This is a genomic window from Pseudomonas sp. P4_C8 (assembly GCF_056401975.1).
Window position 1 is genome coordinate 1 of the sequence record NZ_JBFUIH010000020.1, and the last position, 23,128, is coordinate 23,128.

The 23,128-nt window shown below is 58.3% G+C and carries 23 protein-coding genes; 10 read left to right on the plus strand and 13 right to left on the minus strand.

Going from position 1 to position 23,128, the window contains the following annotated elements:
• Nucleotides 1-264: 264 nt before the first annotated feature.
• Entirely contained in the window at nucleotides 265-1,464 is a 1,200-nt protein-coding gene (gene tyrS / locus AC1DWM_RS14265) for a tyrosine--tRNA ligase (RefSeq protein ID WP_223514798.1), read from the minus strand.
• 213 nt (nucleotides 1,465-1,677) lie between these two features.
• Here tyrS and AC1DWM_RS14270 point away from each other — a divergent pair, with 213 nt between their 5' ends.
• Nucleotides 1,678-3,090, plus strand: coding sequence for a peptidoglycan DD-metalloendopeptidase family protein (locus AC1DWM_RS14270; protein ID WP_223514801.1), 1,413 nt, complete (start codon nucleotides 1,678-1,680; stop codon nucleotides 3,088-3,090).
• 3 nt (nucleotides 3,091-3,093) lie between these two features.
• Nucleotides 3,094-4,185: an anhydro-N-acetylmuramic acid kinase gene (locus AC1DWM_RS14275; RefSeq protein ID WP_452628347.1), complete on the plus strand. Its 1,092-nt coding sequence runs from the start codon at nucleotides 3,094-3,096 to the stop codon at nucleotides 4,183-4,185.
• Between the two features lie 68 nt (nucleotides 4,186-4,253).
• On the opposite strand, the gene erpA is transcribed toward AC1DWM_RS14275, so the two are convergent.
• Nucleotides 4,254-4,604 carry an iron-sulfur cluster insertion protein ErpA gene (gene erpA / locus AC1DWM_RS14280; RefSeq protein WP_007947969.1) on the minus strand — a complete coding sequence of 117 codons (351 nt, stop codon included), beginning with the start codon at nucleotides 4,602-4,604 and terminating at the stop codon, nucleotides 4,254-4,256.
• Nucleotides 4,605-4,772: 168 nt separating this feature from the next.
• On the minus strand, nucleotides 4,773-5,807 hold the full coding sequence (gene argC / locus AC1DWM_RS14285; protein ID WP_150780472.1) for an N-acetyl-gamma-glutamyl-phosphate reductase: 1,035 nt from the start codon (nucleotides 5,805-5,807) through the stop codon (nucleotides 4,773-4,775).
• A 135-nt stretch (nucleotides 5,808-5,942) separates the two neighbouring features.
• On the opposite strand from argC, the gene hemJ reads away from it, so the two are divergent.
• The 6 genes from hemJ to coq7 all read left to right on the plus strand — a co-directional run bounded on the left by hemJ (nucleotide 5,943) and on the right by coq7 (nucleotide 10,474).
• Nucleotides 5,943-6,371 carry a protoporphyrinogen oxidase HemJ gene (hemJ, locus tag AC1DWM_RS14290; protein ID WP_477795466.1) on the plus strand — a complete coding sequence of 143 codons (429 nt, stop codon included), beginning with the start codon at nucleotides 5,943-5,945 and terminating at the stop codon, nucleotides 6,369-6,371.
• Nucleotides 6,372-6,404: 33 nt separating this feature from the next.
• Nucleotides 6,405-7,373 (plus strand): NAD(P)H-dependent flavin oxidoreductase, encoded by a 969-nt coding sequence (locus AC1DWM_RS14295; protein WP_477795467.1) that lies wholly within the window; start codon nucleotides 6,405-6,407, stop codon nucleotides 7,371-7,373.
• A gap of 97 nt (nucleotides 7,374-7,470) precedes the next feature.
• Nucleotides 7,471-8,448, plus strand: coding sequence for a DUF805 domain-containing protein (locus AC1DWM_RS14300; RefSeq protein ID WP_223514813.1), 978 nt, complete (start codon nucleotides 7,471-7,473; stop codon nucleotides 8,446-8,448).
• 61 nt (nucleotides 8,449-8,509) lie between these two features.
• Nucleotides 8,510-9,298 carry an SDR family NAD(P)-dependent oxidoreductase gene (locus AC1DWM_RS14305; RefSeq protein ID WP_223514816.1) on the plus strand — a complete coding sequence of 263 codons (789 nt, stop codon included), beginning with the start codon at nucleotides 8,510-8,512 and terminating at the stop codon, nucleotides 9,296-9,298.
• Nucleotides 9,299-9,379: 81 nt separating this feature from the next.
• Nucleotides 9,380-9,718 carry a histidine triad nucleotide-binding protein gene (locus AC1DWM_RS14310; RefSeq protein WP_223514819.1) on the plus strand — a complete coding sequence of 113 codons (339 nt, stop codon included), beginning with the start codon at nucleotides 9,380-9,382 and terminating at the stop codon, nucleotides 9,716-9,718.
• A gap of 108 nt (nucleotides 9,719-9,826) precedes the next feature.
• The gene (gene coq7, locus AC1DWM_RS14315) at nucleotides 9,827-10,474 is read left to right on the plus strand and encodes a 2-polyprenyl-3-methyl-6-methoxy-1,4-benzoquinone monooxygenase (RefSeq protein WP_223514821.1); all 648 of its coding nucleotides are present in this window, start codon (nucleotides 9,827-9,829) and stop codon (nucleotides 10,472-10,474) included.
• A gap of 145 nt (nucleotides 10,475-10,619) precedes the next feature.
• Here the strand turns inward: coq7 and AC1DWM_RS14320 are convergent, their stop codons facing one another.
• On the minus strand, nucleotides 10,620-11,042 hold the full coding sequence (locus AC1DWM_RS14320) for an OsmC family protein (protein WP_007941657.1): 423 nt from the start codon (nucleotides 11,040-11,042) through the stop codon (nucleotides 10,620-10,622).
• A 236-nt stretch (nucleotides 11,043-11,278) separates the two neighbouring features.
• On the opposite strand from AC1DWM_RS14320, the gene crp reads away from it, so the two are divergent.
• Entirely contained in the window at nucleotides 11,279-11,923 is a 645-nt protein-coding gene (crp, locus tag AC1DWM_RS14325) for a cAMP-activated global transcriptional regulator CRP (protein ID WP_477795468.1), read from the plus strand.
• Here the strand turns inward: crp and AC1DWM_RS14330 are convergent.
• The 4 genes from AC1DWM_RS14330 to AC1DWM_RS14345 form a co-directional block, all read right to left on the minus strand.
• On the minus strand, nucleotides 11,920-12,621 hold the full coding sequence (locus AC1DWM_RS14330; protein ID WP_223514839.1) for a lipoate--protein ligase family protein: 702 nt from the start codon (nucleotides 12,619-12,621) through the stop codon (nucleotides 11,920-11,922). The genes crp and AC1DWM_RS14330 overlap by 4 nt on opposite strands.
• 145 nt (nucleotides 12,622-12,766) lie before the next feature.
• Entirely contained in the window at nucleotides 12,767-13,603 is an 837-nt protein-coding gene (trpC, locus tag AC1DWM_RS14335; RefSeq protein ID WP_223514854.1) for an indole-3-glycerol phosphate synthase TrpC, read from the minus strand.
• A complete protein-coding gene (gene trpD, locus AC1DWM_RS14340; RefSeq protein WP_223514857.1) occupies nucleotides 13,600-14,649 on the minus strand; it encodes an anthranilate phosphoribosyltransferase in 1,050 nt (349 codons plus the stop codon). Before trpD ends, trpC begins: the two co-directional genes overlap by 4 nt.
• A gap of 9 nt (nucleotides 14,650-14,658) precedes the next feature.
• Nucleotides 14,659-15,252, minus strand: coding sequence for an aminodeoxychorismate/anthranilate synthase component II (locus tag AC1DWM_RS14345; protein ID WP_007906885.1), 594 nt, complete (start codon nucleotides 15,250-15,252; stop codon nucleotides 14,659-14,661).
• 414 nt (nucleotides 15,253-15,666) lie between these two features.
• On the opposite strand from AC1DWM_RS14345, the gene estP reads away from it, so the two are divergent.
• Nucleotides 15,667-17,577, plus strand: coding sequence for an esterase EstP (gene estP / locus AC1DWM_RS14350; protein ID WP_477795469.1), 1,911 nt, complete (start codon nucleotides 15,667-15,669; stop codon nucleotides 17,575-17,577).
• Nucleotides 17,578-17,763: 186 nt separating this feature from the next.
• Here estP and trpE read toward each other — a convergent pair whose 3' ends face one another.
• The 5 genes from trpE to AC1DWM_RS14375 form a co-directional block, all read right to left on the minus strand.
• On the minus strand, nucleotides 17,764-19,245 hold the full coding sequence (gene trpE / locus AC1DWM_RS14355) for an anthranilate synthase component I (protein ID WP_223514863.1): 1,482 nt from the start codon (nucleotides 19,243-19,245) through the stop codon (nucleotides 17,764-17,766).
• A gap of 71 nt (nucleotides 19,246-19,316) precedes the next feature.
• Nucleotides 19,317-20,135 (minus strand): phosphoglycolate phosphatase, encoded by an 819-nt coding sequence (locus AC1DWM_RS14360; RefSeq protein WP_223514865.1) that lies wholly within the window; start codon nucleotides 20,133-20,135, stop codon nucleotides 19,317-19,319.
• On the minus strand, nucleotides 20,132-20,806 hold the full coding sequence (gene rpe / locus AC1DWM_RS14365; protein ID WP_223514867.1) for a ribulose-phosphate 3-epimerase: 675 nt from the start codon (nucleotides 20,804-20,806) through the stop codon (nucleotides 20,132-20,134). The genes AC1DWM_RS14360 and rpe overlap by 4 nt, the downstream gene beginning before the upstream one ends.
• Before the next feature lie 115 nt (nucleotides 20,807-20,921).
• The gene (locus tag AC1DWM_RS14370) at nucleotides 20,922-22,070 is read right to left on the minus strand and encodes an iron-containing alcohol dehydrogenase (RefSeq protein WP_477795470.1); all 1,149 of its coding nucleotides are present in this window, start codon (nucleotides 22,068-22,070) and stop codon (nucleotides 20,922-20,924) included.
• A gap of 222 nt (nucleotides 22,071-22,292) precedes the next feature.
• Nucleotides 22,293-23,117, minus strand: a complete 825-nt coding sequence (locus AC1DWM_RS14375) for an ABC transporter permease (RefSeq protein WP_223514873.1) — start codon at nucleotides 23,115-23,117, stop codon at nucleotides 22,293-22,295.
• Nucleotides 23,118-23,128 lie beyond the last annotated feature (11 nt).

The window sequence follows — 23,128 nt, forward strand, 5'->3', positions numbered from 1 at the left end:
ATTTTCAGAAGTTTTCAAAGTTTCCTTTGTAACTTCAACCACTTGCGCTTTCGATCTCTCGTCAGCGGGAGGCGAATTCTACAGCGTTACACGCTGCTGTCAACACCTCTTTTTCAACTCCTTTCGGGCTTCGATGAACCGAAGCCGCTTGCTGCCGAAAACTGCGTAACTCTTTGTTTACCAAGGAGTTTTCCGTTTCGACTGCGCCGGAAGTGGGGCGAATTATAGACATCCAGAATCTGCCGTCAAGCACTGATTGCGGCTTTACTCGGATTTCAGCGTAATTCGCGCAAATGACTTCTTGCCAGCCTGGCAAACGTGCGTTGCGCCCAATACGTATATAAAGGTGCGATCGACCACCTCACCATCTATACGCACACCGCCAGAGCTCAACAGATCACGCGCCACCGCCGAATTCTTCACCAGCCCTGCTTTATTAAGAACAGCCGCAATCGGCATATCTTCGGCAGCAGTCAATTCGATTTCCGGCAAATCATCTGGCAGCTCGCCTTCTTTCATACGATTGCCCGCTCCGCGGTGAGCATTGGCCGCAGCCTCCTCACCATGGAAACGCGCAACGATCTCTTCTGCCAGTTTGATCTTGATGTCACGCGGATTCGCACCAGCCTCGACATCCGATTGGAATGCATTGATCTCATCCATGGAGCGGAAGCTGAGCAGCTCGAAGTAGCGCCACATCAGCGCATCCGGAATGGAAACCAGCTTGCTGTACATGACACCCGGTGCTTCCTGGATACCGACGTAGTTGCCCAAGGACTTGGACATCTTCTTCACGCCATCCAGACCTTCGAGCAACGGCATCGTCAGAATGCACTGCGGCTCTTGACCATACCCGCGTTGCAGCTCGCGCCCCATCAGCAGGTTGAACTTCTGGTCGGTCCCGCCCAACTCGATATCCGCACGCAACGCCACCGAGTCGTACCCCTGAACCAGCGGATAGAGGAACTCGTGGATAGCGATTGGCTGATTGGTCGTGTAGCGCTTGTCGAAGTCGTCGCGCTCGAGCATGCGAGCAACCGTGTACTGCGAAGTCAGGCGAATGAAGTCTGCCGGCGCCATCTGATCCATCCAGGTGGAGTTGAATGCAACTTCGGTTTTTGCCGGATCAAGAATCTTGAAGACTTGAGTCTTGTAGGTCTCGGCATTCTCGAGAACCTGCTCACGGGTAAGCGGCGGACGTGTCGCGCTCTTACCGCTCGGATCACCGATCATCCCGGTGAAGTCACCTATCAGGAAGATCACCTGATGCCCCAGATCCTGGAACTGACGCAGCTTATTAATAAGCACGGTGTGACCCAGGTGCAAATCCGGCGCAGTCGGATCGAAGCCAGCCTTAATACGTAGCGGCTGGCCACGTTTGAGCTTCTCGATCAGCTCGGACTCGACCAACAGTTCTTCCGCACCACGTTTAATCAGCGCTAGCTGCTCTTCAACCGACTTCATAACAGACCCGCAAGGCTCGAATTCAAAGGGGACCAACCATACAAGATCACGCGTCAAATACAAAGTTTGGCCGGCGCAATGACGCCAATCCGTCGGCAGAGTGTCCGCGGACTTGCTTCAGAGATGATTTGGTTATATTTTATACAGTTATTTCATCTTCATCATGTCATTCATCTTTTCCAATTCATCTTTTTCAAAGTCAAAAAATCACTTATGACCAAAGAATCGTCTAAAGCGCCGCCGCTTTACCCGAAGACTCACTTGCTCGCAGCAAGTGGCATCGCCGCCCTGCTGAGCCTGGCGCTTCTGGTATTCCCTTCCAGCGATGTTGAAGCCAAAAGGACCACCCTGAGTCTTGAACTGGAAAGCCCTGCTGAACAACTGTCACAAGACCAAGACGCTGCTGACGCCGCTCAAGCCACAAATGAGCCTGTAGTCACCCCTTTCGCGCAGATCGAAAACAGCACCGAAGAACCGCAGGAAACCGCTCAAGCCACGCCTGCGGTTGAAGAAAAGAAGTCTCCAAGCCACAGGGAAGTGATCGTCACCAAAGGCGATACGCTGTCCACTCTGTTTGAAAAAGTCGGCCTCCCGGCCACGTCGGTGCATGAAATCCTGGCCAGCGACAAGCAAGCCAAGCAGTTCAGCCAGCTTAAACATGGCCAGAAGCTCGAATTCGAACTAAACCCAGAAGGCCAGCTGACCAACCTGCACAGCAAGCTCAGCGACCTCGAAAGCATTACCCTGACAAAGAATGACAAGGGTTATGTGTTCAACCGCATCACCTCCAAGCCTTCCGTGCGCTCCGCCTACGTTCATGGCGTGATCAACAGTTCGTTGTCGCAATCCGCTGCTCGCGCCGGGCTCTCCCACAGCCTGACCATGGACATGGCCAGCGTGTTTGGTTACGACGTCGACTTCGCCCAGGATATTCGCCAGGGTGACGAATTCGATGTGATCTATGAGCAGAAAGTCGTCAACGGCAAGGCTGTCGGCAATGGCCCGATACTCTCAGCGCGGTTCACCAACCGCGGCAAGACCTATACCGCCGTGCGTTACACCAACAAACAGGGCAACGCCAGTTACTACACCGCTGATGGCAACAGCATGCGCAAAGCGTTCATCCGCACCCCGGTAGACTTTGCCCGCATCAGTTCGAAATTCTCCATGGGGCGCAAACACCCGATCCTGAACAAGATCCGCGCCCACAAAGGCGTCGACTATGCAGCACCGCGCGGCACACCGATCAAGGCTGCCGGTGACGGTAAAGTAATGTTGGCCGGTCGCCGCGGTGGCTACGGCAATACCGTAATCATCCAGCACGGCGCCACCTACACCACGCTGTATGGTCACATGCAAGGCTTCGCCAAAGGCGTAAAGACTGGCGGCACGGTTAAACAGGGCCAGGTGATCGGCTACATCGGCACCACCGGACTTTCCACCGGGCCGCATTTGCATTACGAGTTCCAGGTCAATGGCGTGCACGTCGACCCACTAGGCCAGAAGGTGGCGATGGCTGATCCAATCTCCAAAGCCGAGCGCGCACGTTTCCTTGCGCAGAGCCAACCGTTGATGGCGCGCATGGATCAAGAGAAATCCACCATGCTGGCTTCGAGCAAGCGCTAAGCCATGACGCTCTATATAGGTGTGATGTCCGGAACCAGTCTCGATGGCCTGGACATCGCACTGGTTGAACTCTCCCCGGCGATCAAGCTGATCGCCACGCACTACATTCCCATGCCTGAATCCCTGCGCACCGAGCTGCTTGGCTTGTGCGCCAGCGGCCCGGATGAGATTGCCCGCTCCGCCATCGCCCAACAAAACTGGGTGAAACTGGCCGCCCAAGGCATTCATACCCTGCTTGATCAACAAAACCTCAAGCCAGAAGACGTTCGCGCGATAGGCAGCCACGGCCAGACCATTCGCCACGAGCCGGCGCGCGGCTTCACGGTGCAGATCGGTAACCCCGCCCTGCTGACCGAGTTGACCGGCATCACCGTGGTCAGTGATTTCCGCAGTCGCGATGTTGCTGCTGGCGGACAAGGTGCGCCACTGGTTCCAGCGTTCCACGAAGCCTTGTTTGATGAACGCGCCGGTAATCGCGCGGTATTGAACGTTGGTGGATTCAGTAATCTCAGCCTGATCGAACCCGGCAAACCCGTTGCGGGTTTCGACTGCGGCCCGGGCAATGTGCTGCTGGATGCCTGGATCCATCAGCAGCGCGGCGACAATTTTGATCGCGACGGCCAATGGGCTGCCAGCGGTAACGTCGAACCGGCACTGCTGAATGAACTGCTCAGTGATCCCTTCTTCGTGACCAAAGGCCCCAAAAGCACCGGCCGCGAAGTGTTTAACCTGCCATGGCTGACGCAGCACCTCACGACACTACCGACTTTCGCTGCCGAAGACGTGCAAGCTACCCTGCTTGAGCTCACCGCAATGACCATCATCGAGTCACTGCAACACGCCCAATCGGATACTCAAGAATTGCTGGTCTGCGGTGGCGGCGCGCACAACGCCACGCTGATGAAGCGCTTGGCCGACTTACTGCCGAATGCGCAAGTCAGCAGCACCGCCACTCATGGTGTAGACCCCGACTGGGTTGAAGCCATGGCATTCGCCTGGCTGGCCCATTGCTGTCTCGAAGGCATCGCCGCCAATCGCCCCAGCGTCACCGGCGCTCGCGGCCTGCGCGTACTCGGCGCTATCTACCCCGCCTGAGCGACAGACAGCAAAACGCCGCACAACCCATGAGGTTCTGCGGCGTTTTGAATTGCGCTGAAGTGCGATCAGATCGAGAACGAAGAGCCGCAGCCACAAGTAGTGCTGGCGTTCGGGTTCTTGATCACGAAGCGCGAACCTTCCAGACCTTCCTGATAATCCACCTCGGCACCTGCCAGGTACTGGAAGCTCATCGGGTCCACGACCAGGCTCACGCCTTCACGCTCGACGATGGTGTCGTCATCGGCCACTTCTTCATCGAAGGTAAAGCCGTACTGAAAACCTGAACAACCGCCGCCCGTAACAAATACGCGCAGCTTCAAGCGATCATTCCCCTCTTCATCGACCAGGCTCTTCACCTTGTGCGCGGCACCGTGGGTGAATTGCAAAGCCGTGGGGGTGAAGGATTCGACGCTCATGCTGACTATCTCCCGGCGTTACGCCGCCATAATGCGTGATGACGCGCATTATCCGCTTGTCCTAGAAAATCGGTCAACTATTGTTACGGTATATCAATCAAGCAAATCGTCAGACCAGAATGCAAAAAGGCCCAATGAATGAGCCTTTTTGCTGTGCGGGTTAGAGCCTTACGGCAGCATGCCCGCGTGGGACAAGCCCAGACGCTCATCCAGACCAAACAGGATGTTCATGTTCTGCACCGCCTGACCCGACGCGCCTTTGACCAGGTTGTCGATCACCGACAGCACCACCACCAGATCGCCATCCTGCGGACGATGCACGGCAATACGGCACACGTTGGCACCGCGCACACTGCGGGTTTCTGGATGGCTGCCGGCAGGCATCACGTCGACGAACGGTTCGTTGGCATAACGCTTTTCAAACAACGCTTGCAGATCGACCGAGCGATCCACGACGGTCGCGTAAAGCGTCGAGTGAATGCCACGAATCATTGGCGTCAGGTGCGGAACGAACGTCAGACCGACATCCTTGCCCGCTGCGCGACGCAGCCCCTGGCGGATTTCCGGCAAGTGACGATGACCTTTGACCGAGTAAGCTTTCATGCTTTCCGACGTCTCGGAGTACAGCGATCCCACGGAGGCACCACGCCCGGCACCGCTGACACCGGATTTGCAGTCAGCGATCAAGCGAGTGGTATCCGCCAGGCCCGCTTCGAGCAGCGGCAGGAAACCCAATTGCGTAGCGGTCGGGTAGCAACCCGGAACGGCGATCAAGCGAGCATCCTTGATCTGCTCACGATTGACTTCCGGCAAGCCATAGACCGCTTCTTCCAGCAGTTCCGGCGCACCGTGCGGCTGGCCGTACCACTTGGCCCACTCTGCGGCGTCTTGCAGACGGAAGTCCGCCGACAGGTCGATGACCTTTGTCCCGGCCGCCAGCAGTTCGCCGGCCAACGCATGGGCAACACCGTGAGGCGTGGCGAAGAACACCACATCACAGGCGCCCAGCGTCTTGATGTCCGGAACGCTGAACGCCAAGCCGTCGTAATGGCCGCGCAGGTTCGGGTACATGTCGGCCACGGCCAGGCCAGCCTCGGATCGGGAAGTGATCACTACCACTTCAGCTTGCGGATGCTGTGCCAACAGACGCAGCAGTTCGACACCGGTGTAACCCGTGCCGCCGACGATACCGACCTTGACCATAAACCTGCCCTCAACGAACCCACTGGAAAGCCGTCGATAATAGGGTGCGTATCGTCCTGCGACAACCGTCAAGGTGACGTGCGGACGCTCTACCCTCTACTATCTTCGCTACCGTGAACCTGGGAATAACTCAAAATGCTTTATCTGTGGCTCAAAGCGCTTCACATCGTCAGCATGGTCTGCTGGTTTGCCGGCCTGTTCTACCTGCCGCGCCTGTTCGTTTATCACGCGCAAAGTGAAGACACCGTCAGCAAGGAACGCTTCAGCATCATGGAGCGCAAACTCTACCGCGGCATCATGGGCCCGGCGATGATCGCCACCCTGATTTTCGGTATCGCGCTGATCGGCCTCAACCCGAGCATCTTCAGTCAGGGCGGGTGGTTTCACGCCAAACTGACGCTGGTTATGATCCTGATCGGCTATCACCACATGTGCGGCGCGCAGGTGAAGCGTTTTGCCCGTGGCGAAAACACCCGCAGCCATGTCTTTTATCGCTGGTTCAATGAAGTCCCGGTTCTGATATTGCTGGCTATCGTAATTCTGGTCGTGGTTCGGCCGTTCTAACGTCAATAAGCACAACTCACCGGGGTACCTCCAATGTCGCTGCCCGCTCTGCTCGAACAACGTTTGCGTCTGCCCGTGGTGGCTGCGCCGATGTTCCTGATTTCCAATCCGCAACTGGTGCTCGCCTGCTGCCGTAATGGCGTGGTCGGCAGTTTCCCCGCGCTGAACCAGCGCGAGAGCAGCGGTTTCAAGGCCTGGCTGGAAGAGATCGAAGCAGGTTTGGCGACACTGGAGAACCCGGCACCTTATGCGGTCAATCTGATCGTCCACAACAGCAACCCGCGCCTGCAAGCGGATCTGCAGATCTGTATCGAGCACAAAGTGCCGATTGTGATTACCAGCCTGGGCGCCGTGAAAGAAGTGGTCGACGCCGTGCATAGCTACGGCGGTTTGGTGTTCCACGACGTGACCACTCGCCGCCATGCGGAAAAAGCCGCCGAGGCTGGAGTGGACGGTTTGATAGCCGTGGCCGCGGGCGCTGGAGGCCACGCTGGCACCTGGAGCCCGTTCTCTCTGATCGCGGAAATTCGTCAGTTCTTCGACAAAACCCTGCTGCTGGCCGGCTGCCTGAACCACGGCCACGAGATTCTTGCCGCGCAATTGCTCGGTGCGGATTTGGCCTACTTCGGCACGCGATTTATCGGCACCACTGAAAGTCATGCGCCTGACGCCTACAAGGAAATGCTGCTGACTTCCAGGGCGGCGGACATCGTCCATACTCCAGCGGTGTCGGGCGTACCGGCGAGTTTCATGCGTCAAAGCCTGGAAGCTGCAGGTTTCGACATGGCAGCCCTACAAAACAAGGGTGAGGTCAACTTCGGCTCCAAACTCAAACCGATCAGCGATGAAGCCAAGGCCTGGAAAACCGTGTGGTCAGCGGGCCAGGGCGTCGGGGAAATCGATGATTTGCCGAGTGTCGATCAATTGGTCGCACGGCTGGACGCGGAATATCGCAAGGCACTGGAATTGGCGGCACAGCTGCCAAAACGCTGGCCGCGCTGAGGTGAAAGTTTCGGCCAGCCCCGCCCGGCTGGCCCTACACTCCATCCATGCCTGCAACACTTCCTAACTTAAACACTCGCGACAAGGATGCCTCGTAATGAGCGAAAACCGTTTCAAGATCGTATTCGACGGCGCTCTGCTGCCAGGTTTTGACCTTACGACCGCCAAACAGAATCTCGCCGAGCTGTACAAAAGCGAAGTCGCAGCGATCGAGCGGCTGTTCACGGGCAAGACCGTCGCGCTCAAACAAGGTTTGTCGCAAGTCGAGGCGCAAACCTACCTTCAGGCACTGACGAAAACCGGCATCAATGCGCGGATCGAAAGTGAATCGTCCATTGAGCTGAACCTGACCGACGCTCACGAACACGTTCCCGCCAAGGCCCAACCTGTTTTCGTCGACCCGGTGTCCCCTTACGCTCCGCCTCAGGCTAGCGTCGGTGAAAGCCTGCCCGCGTTCGCCACACTCAAGCCGTTCAGCTTTGAAGGGCGCATCGGCCGCTTGCGTTATCTGGCCTGGACGATGGTCCTGACCCTTGTGATGCTGGGTGTCGGATCGGCACTCGCCGTTTTCGCCGTTGCGCTGATCAGCGCAGACTCGAGTGCCGGCCTGATTGGCGGTGGCCTGGTGGCGCTGATCCTGTTCATCGCAGTCGTGGTCGTCAGTATTCAGATCAGCGTGCAGCGTTTGCACGATATCGGCTGGTCCGGGTGGCTTTGGCTGTTGAATTTCGTCCCGTTCGTGGGCAGCCTCTTTCCGTTCGTGATCATGGTCGTTCCCGGCTCCAACATCGCCAATCGCTACGGCCCGCAGCCACCGCCCAACAGCACCGCCGTCAAAGTGCTGTCTTCGCTGTGGGTGGTGTTTATCGCCATCGTCTTCGTGGCGGCGCTGTCCGGCGGTTTTACTGCGATTCAGCAAGAGTATGAAAGCGCCACTGAAAGCAGCTATGACAGCAGCTCGGTGACGACCGACGAGGTTGAAGTCGAGCCGGCCGAAGCGACCGAAACCACACCGGATTCTGCAGACGATGAAGCCGAAGAAGCCCAGTCCCCTGTAGACTCTGCGAAAGAATAAACAGCGCTCCCCGCCCGTGACACCTGCGTCGCGGCGCGGAGCTGTTGCGATGGAGAACTGCATGACCCGTTACGCTCTGATCACCGGCGCTTCCAGCGGCATCGGCCTGGCGATGGCCGAAGCGCTGGCCCGGCGTGGCCGCAGCCTGATTCTGGTGGCCCGACAACGTGATCAGCTGGAAAGTATTGCGATTGAACTGACTCAACGTTTTGGCGTGGAAGTGCTTTTCCGTGCCTGTGACCTCGGCGAGCCGCTGCGGTTGTCGGGGTTTCTGCTGGAACTGGAGGAAGGCGACCGTCAAATTGATTTGCTGGTGAACTGCGCTGGCATGGGGACTTGCGGTCCCTTTCTCGCTCAAGACTGGATGACCGAGCAGGACCTGATCGAAGTGAACATTCTGGCACTCACCCGCCTCTGCCACGCCATCGGGAACAGCATGGCCTTACAGGGTGGCGGGCAAATCCTCAATGTTGCCTCGGTCGCCGCGTTTCTGCCCGGCCCGTGGATGAGCACCTATTACGCCAGCAAGGCGTATGTGCTGCATTTTTCCGAAGGTTTGCGCGTCGAGCTGAAAAAATGTGCAGTCAAGGTCTCGGTGCTCTGCCCCGGCCCGACGCGCACCGGTTTTTTCCGTACCGCGCAATTGGACACCGGCAAACTGACCGACAGCAAAATGCTGATGAGTCCCGAAGAAGTGGCGCTTTATACCGTGCGAGCCCTGGAAAAAAATCGCGCAATCATTATTCCGGGCCGACGCAACCGTTGGCGCGCCTTTCTGCCACGACTCGGCTCTCGCTGGTTAAACCGGACAATCGCCGGCATGGTCAACAAGGTTTACTGCCCACGCTGAACACGTCTCACGGTAAAACACTGGGCGGGTGCATCTCCCATGAGTACACTCAGGCCAGCCAAAACAACGGAGAAAACAGCTGTGGATACTCTGTTCACCAAGATCATCAACCGGGAAATTCCGGCAAAGATCATTTACGAGGACGACCAGGTACTGGCCTTCCACGATATCAACCCACAGGCACCGGTGCACTTTCTGGTTGTCCCGAAAAAACCCGTGCGCACCCTTAACGACCTCACCGAGGACGACAAGGCATTGGCCGGGCACATCCTGTTCACGGCCCAACGCCTTGCGCTGGAGCTGGGCTGCGAAAAAGGCTTCCGTGTGGTCATGAATTGCAATGAACTGGGTGGGCAAACCGTCTATCACATTCATATGCATGTGCTGGGTCAGCGCCAGATGCACTGGCCACCGGGCTGATTACAGACTGTTGCAAGGGAGTGGCCAGCCACTCCCGCATGACCCAGCACAAACCTTCCCCGGCCGATTGGGTTAAACTGGCCGCCGAGATTTTTCCCGGAGGTCAGCATGACTACCCAACGTCACTACTCGCCGATTGACCGTCTTCTGCTGCAAGCCGACGCCGCCATGCGCACCCTGTTGCCCTTCAGCGGCCAGCCTTACCGTCCGTCGCCGGCCATCGTCCAGCCCGATGCGAAATTGAGCGATGAAGACACCCGGCACGTTGCCGGCCTGATGCGCATCAACCATACCGGCGAAGTCTGTGCTCAGGCGCTGTATCAAGGGCAAGCCCTGACTGCCAAGCTCCCGCATGTGCGTGCTGCCATGGAGCATGCTGCCGAAGAAGAGATCGACCATTTGGTGTGGTGCGAGCAACGCATTCACCAGTTGGGCAGTCACACCAGCATTCTCAATCCGCTGTTTTATGGCATGTCGTTCGGGATTGGCGCGGTGGCCGGGTTGATCAGCGACAAAGTCAGCCTGGGGTTCGTTGCCGCCACTGAACATCAAGTGTGCAAGCACTTGAATGAACACCTTGAGCAATTGCCGGCGGAAGACGAAAAGTCCCGGGCGATTCTTGAGCAGATGCGTATTGATGAAGAACATCACGCGGAAAGTGCGCTGGATGCCGGAGGGTTCCGTTTTCCGGCTCCGGTGAAGTTCGGGATGAGTCTGATGGCCAAGGTGATGACCAAGAGTACTTATCGGATCTGACCTCAGGGGCTTTTCGTAGGAGCATGGCTTGCCCGCGATGGCGATCTCGAGGACGCTATCGCGGGCAATCCTTGCTCCTACAAAGGTTTGTGACAGACATAAAAAAGGCGACTGCCGTGAGGGAGTCGCCTTTTTTGTGCCTGACTCAACCGAGTTCGATGATCTCGTAATCGTGGGTAATCGCCACGCCTGCCGCACCCAACATGATCGAGGCCGAGCAGTACTTCTCTGCCGACAACTCGATGGCGCGCTTGACCTGGGCTTCTTTCAGCCCACGCCCCTTGACCACGAAATGCATGTGAATCTTGGTGAAGACTTTAGGGTCCTCGGTCGCACGCTCGGCTTCGAGGAAGGCTTCGCAGCTTTCGACGGCCTGACGGGACTTCTTGAGGATGCTGACCACGTCGAAGTTGCTGCAACCGCCGACACCGAGCAGGAGCATTTCCATCGGCCGGACACCCAGGTTGCGACCGCCGGCATCGGGCGGACCGTCCATGACCACCACGTGACCGCTGCCGGATTCACCGAGGAACATGGCTTCGCCAGCCCATTGGATGCGTGCCTTCATCGCCAAGACTCCACTGTCTAAAAAAGGGTCGCCAGCTTAGCACAGGGCCTTTGATTGACAGCGTCTCACCTTCCTAGGACGCAAGTGCCAACACCGTAGGTAAATTCTCAAATCTTGTAGGAAGTGTCTGTTAAGCTGGCGCCAACTCACTGGCGCATGGCCAGCTTTGCATAGACCGTTGTCGGCGACTCACAAGAAAACCAACACAAACCGTGAAGTCTTTTCGGGATACAACCATGGTTGCTATTACCCCCATACCCAAAATCAAAAACCTCGACAAGCTGTTGATGCATTGCCAGCGTCGTCGCTATGCGGCCAAGAGCAACATTATTTGTGCGGGCGATCGCTCGGAAACGCTATTCTTCATTATCAAAGGCTCGGTCACGATCCTGATCGAGGATGACGACGGTCGTGAAATGATCATCGCCTACCTGAACGCCGGGGACTTTTTCGGGGAGTTGGGCCTGTTCGAACAGGCCGGACTGGAACAGGCACGCAGCGCCTGGGTCCGCGCGAAGATCGAATGCGAGGTCGCGGAAATCAGCTACGCGAAATTCCGTGAGCTGTCCCAGCAAGATCCAGACATTCTTTACGTCCTCAGTGGACAAATCGCACAACGTCTGCGCAACACCACGCGCAAGGTCGGTGACCTGGCGTTCTTCGACGTGACAGGTCGCGTCGCCCGTTGCCTGATGGAACTGTGCAAGCAGCCGGACGCGATGACCCACCCGGACGGCATGCAAATCAAAGTGACCCGCCAGGAGATCGGCCGGATTGTCGGTTGCTCGCGTGAAATGGTCGGTCGCGTGCTTAAGGATCTGGAAGAACGCAACCTGGTGGACGTCAAAGGTAAGACCATGGTGGTCTTCGGTACGCGCTAAGCCTTGAACATGTCTGCCAGCAACTGGCGATAAAGCGCATCGAGCCGCCCGAGCGCATCGGGCGCGGCAAACTTCTCATGTAGGGCGATGTGGCTTTCGGCGCGAACGCGCTGCTCCAGACCGCAGGCTTCATTGAAGCGATTGACCGCCGCTACCATCGATTCGCGCTCGTTATCCAGCAACAATGCACCGTGCACCAACCCGACCGGGCGCGTGCCACCCTTGCTTTGGCGCCAGCGTTGAGCGGTACCGACCATCTTGCGGCCATCAAGGTTGACGTTGAAACGGCCATCGCAGAATGCGCCATCGATTTCGCCGAGGGACGACACTCCGCCGAGCTCATCCAGCAACTGGCAGATCGGATCGCAGAGTCGGCGATAGGCGGTTTCGATCCGGTTCTGATCACCTTCGCTGCGTGGTGGCGCGTAGACCAGTGCGATGTTGATGGTTGATGCCGATTGCGGCACCGGTTCGCCACCGGTTTCACGCAATAGGACCGGCCAACCGGCAGCGGCTGAAACTTCGCAGGCCGCATCGAAACCGGGTAGGCGATTCAAGCGCCGGGGCATGACCAGGGCGCGGTCATTGGGTTGCCAGAACAGCAGACCAAATTCAGCGTCGTCGGCACAGACCGACGCCAACAGATCCTGTTCGGCTTGCAGGCCGGCTTCGACAGTCAAAGAGACGATTGAGGTCATTAGGTATTCCGTTGGACAGGAAGTCTATGGTGTTACTTATGCCGCCATCGCGAGCAGGCTCGCTCCCACATTGGATCTGCGGTGCCAGTAGATCTCCTGTGGGAGCGAGCCTGCTCGCGATGGGGTCGACTCGGTCTGGAAGTAATCAGTCGAGTGTAGAACCACTCACCGCAGTACCGCGCTCCGGGAAGAACAGACGTTGCAACTCGGTCCCCGGGCTTTCGGCGCGCATGAACGCCTCGCCAACCAGGAACGCATAAACATCGCTGATTTCCATCAGCTCGACATCGGCGCGGTTGAGGATGCCACTTTCGGTAATCACCAGACGATCACGAGGGATGCGCGGCAAAAGGTCGAGTGTGGTTTCCAGGCTGACATCGAAGGTGTGCAGGTTGCGGTTGTTGATGCCGACCAGCGGTGTGTCGAGGGTTTTCAAGGCCCGCTCCAGCTCGTCGCCGTCGTGAACTTCCACCAGCACATCGAGGCCGACACTTTTTGCCACGGCAGCCAGTTCGGCCATTTTCACGTCATCCAGCGCGGAGACGATCAACAACACGCAATCGGCACCCAGCGCCCGCGCTTCGACGATCTGGTAAGGATCGATCATGAAGTCCTTGCGGATCACTGGCAGTTTGCACGCCGCCCGAGCCTGTTGCAGATACGCATCGGCGCCCTGGAAATAATCGATATCGGTCAACACTGACAAACACGTCGCGCCGCCTTTTTCATAGCTCTTGGCGATGTCGGCAGGAACGAAGTTCTCGCGGATCACGCCCTTGCTCGGCGAGGCTTTTTTGATTTCTGCAATCACCGCCGGCTGCTTGAGCTTGGCTTGCGCCAACAACGCCTGGGCAAAACCACGGGGTGCATCGGCCGCCTTGGCCAGACTTTCCAGCTCGGCCAGGCTCACACGAGCGCTACGCTCGGCGACTTCCTGGACCTTGCGCGCCAGAATGTTTTCCAGAACCGTCGGTACACTCATCCTTCATTCTCCACTTTGAATACCGCGGTAAATGCACCCAACTCCTCCAGTTTCTCCCGAGCGAGGCCTGTGTGCAGCGCATCGTGCGCCAGGGCAACGCCTTCTTTCAAACTGGTTGCATGGTCGGCGGCGTACAGCGCGGCACCGGCATTGAGCATAATCATCTCGGCGGCTTTCTGACCGCTTTCGGTTTTGCGTTTGCCCAAGGCATCACGTATCAGCTCCAACGAGGCCTCCGGGCTTTCAACTGCCAGCCCGTGCAGGCTCTGGCTCTTCATGCCCAGGTCTTCTGGCTCGACCCAATACTCGGTGATCTGGTCGTTCTTCAATTCCGCCACAAAGGTCGGCGCGGCCAGGCTGAATTCGTCCAGGCCATCCTTCGAATGCACTACCAGCACGTGCTTGCTGCCCAATCGCTGCAGGACTTCGGCCAATGGCCGGCACAACGCGTGGTTGAACACGCCCACCACCTGATGCTTCACACCGGCCGGATTCGTAAGCGGGCCGAGCATGTTGAACAGGGTACGCAGGCCAAGCTCCTTGCGCGGACCGGCGGCGTACTTCATCGCACGGTGGTGAGTCTGGGCGAACATGAAACCGATGCCGACGTTGTCGATGCAACGAGCCACCTGAACCGGCGTCAGATTCAGGTAGATGCCCGCCGCCTCCAGCAAATCGGCGCTGCCGCTTTTGCCCGACACCGCACGGTTACCGTGTTTGGCCACGGTACAACCAGCCGCTGCAACAACGAAGGACGAAGCAGTCGACACGTTGAAAATGTTGGCACCGTCACCGCCGGTTCCGACCACATCAACCACGCCGTCGAGGGTCTTGAGTTCGACCTTGTCCGCCAGCTCGCGCATGACCGACACGGCGCCGACGATTTCGTCGATGCTTTCACTCTTCATGCGCATGGCCATCATGAATGCACCGATCTGCGCATCCGTGCATTGGCCGGTCATGATTTCGCGCATCACATCGCGCATCTCATCGGTGCTGAGGTCGAGGTGATCGACGATACGGCCCAGGGCTGTCTTGATATTCATGAAAAGTCCTTAGCGCGTGCCGCCGGTTTGTTTGAGGAAGTTCGCGAACAGCTCGTGGCCCTGCTCGGTGAGAATCGACTCGGGGTGGAACTGCACGCCTTCGATGTTCAGTGTCTTGTGGCGCAAGCCCATGATCTCGTCGACCGAACCGTCTTCAAGCTGGGTCCAGGCGGTGAGCTCCAGGCAATCTGGCAGGGTTTCACGCTTGACGATCAGCGAATGATAGCGCGTCACCGTCAGCGGGCGATTCAGGCCTTCGAATACGCCCTTGTCCTCGTGGAATACCGGGCTAGTCTTTCCGTGCATCACTTGACGGGCGCGAACCACATCACCGCCAAAGGCCTGGCCGATGGACTGGTGACCGAGGCAGACGCCAAGAATCGGCAGTTTGCCGGCGAAATGCTTGATCGCTTCAATCGAGATGCCGGCTTCGGTCGGGGTGCAAGGACCGGGGGACACCACGATGCGCTCTGGGTTGAGGGCTTCGATTTCAGCGATGGTCAGTTCATCGTTGCGCACGACTTTGACCTGGGAGCCGAGCTCACCGAGGTACTGCACAACGTTGTAGGTAAAGGAGTCGTAGTTATCGATCATCAGCAACATGGCGTTTAGAACCTCTTGAATTCACTGACTTTAAAGATGGCCTTCGAATGATTTACCCGCAGCGCGCTGCGCTTTGTCAGGTGCTGGAGTAGCGCCAGCAAAGCGGCATTTCAAACAGGTAAAGAAGGCAAAGCGGGTACAAGTCCGGCGGGGCCGGCAAAAAGAATTCAGGCGCGCCAACGCCAGCGGGCATGTGCCTTGATGACTTGATCCAGGAGTTTACTGATGATCAACACGGGGAAGGTCTCATTCATACGTCCGGGCACAGTAACTTAGCCGGGCAGAGCGTGCAATATGGCCGGAGCCACAGCTCGCGAAACAATCAAAGGCTGCGCGACGGATGGCAAAAGGCCGGAAGTTTTTGGTACTGTCGTTTCGTTAACTAAAACAATAAATAAATAAACGGACTTGCTCATGATCAGACAGACGTTGTTTGTACCGCTCGCAGGATGCTTGCTTGCAATGGCCTGCGCCCAGGCGAATGCCGCGCCTAATCCTTACACCAGTTTCGTCGTCTTCGGCGACAGCCTCAATGACGCCGGGACCTTTGCCGACACCGGCGGACCTGCCGGGGCCACGGAACGCTTCACCAACCGGACGGGGCCGGTTTATCTGGATGGCAGCGGCGAAGTCCTCTCGCTCAACTCCACGCAAATACTGGGTGGGAAGCTGGGGTACTCGGCGGACCAGACCGCGTCATCGAGTTCAGCGGTACGCGCCAGCAATGGCCAGCCCGATGGTAACAACTGGGCCGTCGGTGGTTATCGCACCGATCAGATTCTGGATTCGATCGCCAGTACTGCCGACACCGGCGAACGCACCCGTGCCGGATACCTGCCGTCGAACAACTTCCGTGCCGACCCGAACGCACTGTATTACCTGTCGGGTGGCGGCAACGACTTCCTGCAAGGACGCGTCACCAGCCTGCCTCAAGCCAGTGCCGCCGCCGACCGACTGGCCGACAGCGTGCAGACGCTGCAAACCGCCGGCGCCAAATACATCATGGTCTGGCTGCTGCCCGATATCGGCTTTACTCCGGCGTTCAATGGCAAGCCGCTGCAAGCATTCACGTCCCAACTCAGCGCCCAGTTCAACACTGAACTGGTCAGCCGACTGCAGAACATCAATGCAGAAATCATCCCGCTCAACATTCCGGTACTGCTCAAAGAGGCGTTCGCCAACCCGGTGCAGTTTGGCCTGGCCACCGACCAGAACCTGAGCGCCACCTGCTTCAGCGGTAGCAGCTGTACCGAGAACGCCCGTTACGGTATCAACAGCGCCACACCAGACCCGACCAAGCTGATCTACAACGACTCGGTACACCCGACCGAAGCAGGGCAACGCCTGATCGCCGATTATGCGTATTCGCTGTTGTCAGCGCCGTGGGAGCTGACGCTACTGCCGCAAATGGCCCAAGGCACCCTGCGCTCGCACCAGGATGAACTGCGCAACCAATGGATGGCCGACTGGGAAAACTGGCAAGGTGTCGGCCAATGGCGAGCCATTGTTGCCGGCGGTGGCCAGCATCAGGATTTTGACGGGCAGGACAGCGTCGTGAGCGCCGATGGTAACGGGTACAACCTGAACATCGGCGGCAGCTATCGTCTCGACGATGCCTGGCGCGTCGGTGTGGCGGCCGGTTTCTATAACCAGAAACTCGAGGCCGGCACTAACGACTCCGACTACAAGCTCAACACTTACCTGGGCACCGCATTCGCCCAGTACCAACAAAATCGCGTGTGGGCTGACGCGGCGTTGACGGGCGGGCACCTGGATTACGACAGTCTCAAGCGTAAATTCCAGTTGGGCGTCAACGAGCGCAGCGAAAAAGGCGACACCAGTGGCTACGTCGAGGCCTTCAGCGCTCGCATCGGTTACGACATCGCACAGCAAGCCAGCAGCCCTTGGCACCTGTCGCCGTTTGTCAGCGCCGATTTCTCCAAGGTAAAAGTCGATGGCTACTCGGAGCAAGCCAGTGATTCCACAGCGCTGACCTTTGCCGATCAGGAGAGTATTTCCCGACGCCTGGGCTTCGGTTTGCAGGGCAAATACCGGATCACCCCACAAACCCAGGTATTCGGCGAAGTGGCTCACGAGCGTGAGTACAACGACGATACCCAAGACGTGACCATCAGCCTCAACAGCCTGCCGAACAATCAGTTCACGCTGGAAGGCTACACCCCGCAAACCAATCTGAACCGGCTGAATTTGGGAGTTAGCCACAACCTCACCAAGGAACTGGCACTGCGCGCCAGCTACAACATTCGCAAAGATGACGACTTTACTCAGCAAGGTATTAACGTAGGGGTTGCGCTGGACTTCTAAATCGCGGGCAAAAAAAAACGCGGCGCCCTCACAGGCGCCGCGTTTTTTTTGGTGTCCGAAAATCCAATGTGGGAGCGAGCCGGCTCCGGGCGGCGTTCCGACGATAGCGGAGTATCAGTCGACTTCAATAGTGAATGTCAGTCCGTCATCGCGAGCAGGCTCGCTCCCACAGGTTTTTGGGTGAGCTCATGTGTCCGGGGTTTGTTCGGCCAGCGCCACGGCACGGAACATCGCGCGGCGTTTGTTCAGGGTTTCTTCCCACTCCAGCGCCGGCACCGAGTCGGCGACGATGCCGCCACCGGCCTGCACATGCAGTTCGCCGTTCTTGATCACTGCGGTACGGATTGCGATGGCGGTGTCCATGTTGCCGTTCCAGGCAAAGTAACCGACCGCGCCGCCATAGACGCCACGTTTCACTGGCTCCAATTCGTCGATGATTTCCATCGCACGAATCTTCGGTGCGCCCGATAACGTGCCAGCGGGCAGAATCGCCCGCAGCGCGTCCATCGCCGTCAGACCGGCCTTCAACTGCCCGGTGACGTTGGACACGATGTGCATCACGTTGGAATAACGCTCGATGACCATCTTCTCGGTGAGTTTCACCGAGCCGATTTCCGAGACTCGACCGGTGTCGTTACGACCCAGGTCGATCAGCATCAAGTGCTCGGCAATTTCCTTGTCGTCGGACAGCAGGTCTTTTTCCAGTGCCAGATCGGCTTCTTCGTTGGCGCCGCGTGGGCGGGTGCCAGCGATCGGGCGCACGGTAATCAGATTGTCTTCGACCCGCACCAGCACTTCCGGCGAACTGCCGACCACATGGAAGTCGCCGAAGTTGAAGAAGTACATATAAGGCGTCGGGTTGAAGCAACGCAGTGCCCGGTACAGATCAATCGGGGCAGCCTTGAAGTCGATCGACATGCGTTGGGACGGCACGACCTGCATACAGTCACCGGCCAGGATGTATTCCTTGATGGTGTCGACGGCTTTTTCGTAATCGTCCTGCGTGAAGCTCGAACGGAACACCGGATCAGCCGACTGCTGCTTGCTGAAATCCAGGCCACGGCGCGGCGTGATCGGCTGGCGGAGCTTTTCCAGCAGTTCTTCCAGACGCTCCAGGCCTTGTTCGAAAGCATCGACCTGCGCCGGGTCAGCCAGCACAATCGCATGCATCTTGCCGGCGAGGTTGTCGAACACCACTACCGCATCGGAGACCATCAGCAAAATGTCCGGCACGCCTAGTGGATCCGGGTTCGGGCATTTGCCCAAACGCTTCTCCACATACCGCACGCAGTCATAACCGAAATACCCCACCAGACCGCCGTTGAAACGCGGCAGACCGGCAATGGTCGGCACGTTGTAACGGGCCTTGAAGGTTTCGACGAAGGCTAGCGGGTCTTCAACGTCGTGGCTTTCGGTCTCGATACCGTCGACGGTCACACTGACGTGATGGTCATGCACCCGCAGCACGGTGCGGCACGGCAGACCAATGATCGAATAACGGCCCCACTTTTCCCCGCCCTGAACCGATTCCAGCAGGTAGGAGTTCGGCTCGTCGGCCAGTTTCAGGTAGATCGACAGCGGCGTGTCGAAGTCAGCCAGGGTTTCGCAGGCAAGCGGGATGCGGTTGTAGCCGGCAGCGGCCAAACGCAGGAATTCTTCGCGGATCATGGGGTAGCCTCGTGGCTTGAGGGTCTAACGGTCAGGTATGCAAACGCGCCGGTACGCCGGCCAGGAACAAGTCAGGCGCGCCAACGCCAGCGGGCCAGGGCCTTGATGACTTTCATCCAGAGTTTGCGAGTGACCACCACGATGGCGTTTCCAGCAGGAGGTTGAACAGCGTCGCGCAACGTTATCTCAGCGGCTGGATCCAGGCAACCGGGAATTAGTTTGCGCAGATCGTCGATCACCAGCGCCGGCGACTCTTCGGCAATCGGTCGACCATGGTTATAGCCGTAACTGAGCGCTACACACTTGACCCCTGCCGCTTTCGCCGCCAGCACATCGCTGCGCGAATCGCCGACGAACAAGGATTGCGAGGCCGGGATGTTGGCCATTTTCATCACGAAAAACAGCGCGGCCGGGTCGGGTTTCTTCTGCGGCAAGGTATCGCCGCCGATGATCCATTTGAAGTAGCGGCCGATTTTCATCTGATCCAGCAGCGGCGCGACGAAACGCTCAGGCTTGTTGGTGATCAGCGCCATTTCCACGCCTTGTTTGTTCAGCCACTTGAGGGTGTCACGCACACCGGGGTAAACCACCGTCAGCTCGTGACCGTCCTCATAAAATCCGTTGAACAATTCCAAGGCATGCTCGGCCTCGACCTCATCGACACCCTGGGCGTCGATGTGGTTGGCCAGGGCCCGGCGTACCAGTGTATGCACGCCGTTACCGACCCATTCACGTACCGACTCGATGCCGGCAGGCTGGCGGCCCAGCTTGAGCAGCATGTTATCCACAGCCGCTGCGAGGTCCGGGACCGAATCGATCAGCGTGCCATCCAGATCGAACATCACCAGCCGCGGCAGACGCCCCGGGAACAACTGCTCAAAACCACTCATGGGCGAGCCAGTGCCAGTTCGGCGCGCATCTTCTCGATCACTTCCTGATAGTTCGGCGCATTGAAAATCGCCGAGCCAGCAACGAAAGTGTCAGCGCCAGCGGCAGCAATTTCACGGATGTTGTTCACGTTCACGCCGCCGTCGATTTGCAGGCGAATGTCACGCCCGGAGGCATCGATCAACGCCCGCGCCTGGCGCAGTTTGTCGAGGGTACCGGGGATGAACTTCTGTCCGCCAAAGCCCGGGTTGACGCTCATCAGCAAGATCATGTCGACCTTGTCCATCACGTATTCGAGCACACTCAGCGGGGTCGCCGGATTGAACACCAGGCCCGACTTGCAGCCGCCTTCGCGGATCAGTTGCAGGGAACGGTCGACGTGCTGCGAGGCTTCCGGGTGGAAGGTGATGTAGGTTGCGCCGGCTTCAATGAAGTCACCGACGATGCGGTCCACCGGGCTGACCATCAGGTGCGCGTCGATTGGCGCGGTCACGCCGTACTTGCGCAGCGCCGCGCACACCATCGGGCCGATGGTCAGGTTGGGCACGTAGTGGTTGTCCATGACATCGAAGTGCACGAAGTCGGCACCAGCGGCCAGGACGTTGTCCACTTCTTCGCCCAGGCGGGCGAAGTCGGCGGAGAGAATCGACGGAGCAATAACGAAGGGCTGCATGACGCACCTTTTTGAGCGGAATCACGATGGCGCGCATTGTATACCTCATACTTTGGCGCGCGCACTGTGACCGCGATGATTGGGCCTGCCTTCGATCAAATATTAGCCGGAGGCTCTAGTACGCCGCTCGGTAGATCTTCTCGATATCGGCGGCGCTCAATTTGCGTGGGTTGTTGCGCATCAGACGCTCGATCCCCGCCGCTTCCGCAGCCATGGCCGGGATGGCGTCCTCGGGAACGCCGAAGCTGCGCATGCCCAGCGGGATTTCCACCGCTGCGCACAGCGCGGTCATCGCCTCCACGGCTTTGTCCGCCGCTTCGTTGGCGCTCAGATGAGCGGTCTTCACCCCCATGGCCTCGGCAATATCTTGCATGCGCTCAACGCACGCCATCTTGTTCCAGGTCATGACATAGGGCAGCAACAAGGCGTTGCTGACACCGTGGGCGATATTGAAACGCCCGCCCAGCGGATACGCCAACGCATGCACCGCGCCGACCCCGGCATTGCCGAACGCCATGCCCGCCATCAAGCTGGCGGTGGCCATGTCTTCGCGGGCCTGCAGATTGGACGGATTGGCATAGGCCTTGGGCAACGCTTTGGCGATCAGCTTGATGGCACCAATGGCCAGGGCATCGGTGATCGGCGAGGCATTAACCGACAGGTAGGACTCAATGGCATGCACCAGCGCGTCGACGCCACTGGCAGCCGTGACACTGCGCGGACAGGTCAGGGTCATTTGCGGACTGACCAGAGCCACGTCCGGTAATAGATAGTCACTGACGATGCCTTTTTTCAGCTGCGCGACCTTGTCGGAAAGGATCGCCACGTTGGTGACTTCAGAGCCGGTGCCGGCGGTGGTCGGGATCGCGATCAGTGGCGGACCTTTGCGCGGCACCTGATCGATGCCGAACAAATCTTCCAGCGCGCCGTGGTAACCGGCATACGCAGCCACACTCTTGGCAATATCGATGGCACTGCCACCGCCCAGACCGATCAAGCCGTCATGCCCGCCGTCGCGATACACCCGCATGCAGTCTTCAACGATGGCAATTTCCGGGTCTGGCAGGACCCGGTCGAAAATCTCGTAGGTCCGGCCTCCCAGTTGTGCCAGCGCCAATTCGACCGTGCCGGACTTGACCAGCGCCGCATCGGTAACGATCAGCGGGTTATCGACATCCAGACGTGTCAGTTCAGCGGCGAGCTGCTCGATGGCACCTGCACCGGTGATCAGTTTGTGAGCGATTTTAAAAGAGGAAAGACTCATCGTGCGCAGCCTCTTATAGATAGGGGAGCTGGGCACAAGAGTAGCTGGGGATTGGGGGTTGTCTGCTATTCAGGTCATGAATGAACACAGTTCCTGAAAACACCATAAATCTACTGTAGGAGTGAGCCTGCTCGCGATAGCGGACTATCAGTCGACATCAATGTTGAATGTCAGTCCCTCATCGCGAGCAGGCTCGCTCCTACAGGGGATCGGTGTGAAATGTCAGACCTGGGCCGTGCGCAGTTTTTCGCTGCGACCGCGCAGCCACTCCAGAGTCAGCAGCAGGATCACCGAGAAGGCAATCAGCAGTGTCGCCGCAGCCGCGATGGTAGGGCTGAGGTTTTCGCGAATCCCGCTGAACATCTGCCGTGGCAAGGTCGCTTGTTCCGGACCTGCGAGGAACAACGTCACCACCACTTCATCGAACGATGTCGCAAAGGCAAACAGCGCCCCCGATATCACGCCCGGAGCAATCAACGGCAACGTCACCCGGCGAAACGCCGTCAGTGGCGAGGCACCCAGGCTTGCAGCGGCGCGCACCAGATTCTGGTTGAACCCCTGCAACGTCGCCGACACGGTGATGATCACAAACGGCACACCCAACACCGCGTGCACCACGATCAGCGAGAAGAAGCTGTTGCCCAACCCCAACGGGGCAAAGAACAGGTAACTCGCTACACCAATGATCACCACCGGCACCACCATCGGCGAAATAACCAATGCCATGACCAGCGCCTTGCCCGGGAAATCGCCGCGCGTCAGGCCAATCGCCGCGAGCGTACCGAAGACCATCGCCAGCACCGTCGCCGCCGGGGCAACAATGATGCTGTTCTTGAGTGAGCGCATCCATTCCGCCGAGGCGAAGAAGTCTTGATACCAGTGCAGCGAAAAACCTTGCAGCGGATACACGAGGAAACTGCCCGAGTTGAACGACAGCGGAATAATCACCAGCACCGGCAAAATCAGGAACAGTAAAACCAGGCCGCAGAGAATCCGCAAACTGTAGAACCACACCCGCTCAACGGGCGACATATAAGGACTCAGCATTTCGTTCTCCC

What these genes read in the sequence shown, in the direction of transcription:
- estP (WP_477795469.1), top strand. Translation starts at nt 15,667, where the DNA reads ATGATCAGACAGACGTTGTTTGTACCGCTCGCAGGATGCTTGCTTGCA.
- tyrS (WP_223514798.1), bottom strand. Translation starts at nt 1,464, where the DNA reads ATGAAGTCGGTTGAAGAGCAGCTAGCGCTGATTAAACGTGGTGCGGAA.
- AC1DWM_RS14360 (WP_223514865.1), bottom strand. Translation starts at nt 20,135, where the DNA reads ATGAGTGGTTTTGAGCAGTTGTTCCCGGGGCGTCTGCCGCGGCTGGTG.
- erpA (WP_007947969.1), bottom strand. Translation starts at nt 4,604, where the DNA reads ATGAGCGTCGAATCCTTCACCCCCACGGCTTTGCAATTCACCCACGGT.
- AC1DWM_RS14375 (WP_223514873.1), bottom strand. Translation starts at nt 23,117, where the DNA reads ATGCTGAGTCCTTATATGTCGCCCGTTGAGCGGGTGTGGTTCTACAGT.
- trpC (WP_223514854.1), bottom strand. Translation starts at nt 13,603, where the DNA reads ATGAGTGTACCGACGGTTCTGGAAAACATTCTGGCGCGCAAGGTCCAG.
- argC (WP_150780472.1), bottom strand. Translation starts at nt 5,807, where the DNA reads ATGGTCAAGGTCGGTATCGTCGGCGGCACGGGTTACACCGGTGTCGAA.
- AC1DWM_RS14320 (WP_007941657.1), bottom strand. Translation starts at nt 11,042, where the DNA reads ATGAAGGCACGCATCCAATGGGCTGGCGAAGCCATGTTCCTCGGTGAA.
- AC1DWM_RS14270 (WP_223514801.1), top strand. Translation starts at nt 1,678, where the DNA reads ATGACCAAAGAATCGTCTAAAGCGCCGCCGCTTTACCCGAAGACTCAC.
- AC1DWM_RS14370 (WP_477795470.1), bottom strand. Translation starts at nt 22,070, where the DNA reads ATGAGTCTTTCCTCTTTTAAAATCGCTCACAAACTGATCACCGGTGCA.
- AC1DWM_RS14300 (WP_223514813.1), top strand. Translation starts at nt 7,471, where the DNA reads ATGAGCGAAAACCGTTTCAAGATCGTATTCGACGGCGCTCTGCTGCCA.
- hemJ (WP_477795466.1), top strand. Translation starts at nt 5,943, where the DNA reads ATGCTTTATCTGTGGCTCAAAGCGCTTCACATCGTCAGCATGGTCTGC.
- trpE (WP_223514863.1), bottom strand. Translation starts at nt 19,245, where the DNA reads ATGATCCGCGAAGAATTCCTGCGTTTGGCCGCTGCCGGCTACAACCGC.
- AC1DWM_RS14330 (WP_223514839.1), bottom strand. Translation starts at nt 12,621, where the DNA reads ATGACCTCAATCGTCTCTTTGACTGTCGAAGCCGGCCTGCAAGCCGAA.
- AC1DWM_RS14275 (WP_452628347.1), top strand. Translation starts at nt 3,094, where the DNA reads ATGACGCTCTATATAGGTGTGATGTCCGGAACCAGTCTCGATGGCCTG.
- AC1DWM_RS14295 (WP_477795467.1), top strand. Translation starts at nt 6,405, where the DNA reads ATGTCGCTGCCCGCTCTGCTCGAACAACGTTTGCGTCTGCCCGTGGTG.
- crp (WP_477795468.1), top strand. Translation starts at nt 11,279, where the DNA reads ATGGTTGCTATTACCCCCATACCCAAAATCAAAAACCTCGACAAGCTG.
- rpe (WP_223514867.1), bottom strand. Translation starts at nt 20,806, where the DNA reads ATGCAGCCCTTCGTTATTGCTCCGTCGATTCTCTCCGCCGACTTCGCC.
- coq7 (WP_223514821.1), top strand. Translation starts at nt 9,827, where the DNA reads ATGACTACCCAACGTCACTACTCGCCGATTGACCGTCTTCTGCTGCAA.
- AC1DWM_RS14305 (WP_223514816.1), top strand. Translation starts at nt 8,510, where the DNA reads ATGACCCGTTACGCTCTGATCACCGGCGCTTCCAGCGGCATCGGCCTG.
- trpD (WP_223514857.1), bottom strand. Translation starts at nt 14,649, where the DNA reads ATGAATATCAAGACAGCCCTGGGCCGTATCGTCGATCACCTCGACCTC.
- AC1DWM_RS14345 (WP_007906885.1), bottom strand. Translation starts at nt 15,252, where the DNA reads ATGTTGCTGATGATCGATAACTACGACTCCTTTACCTACAACGTTGTG.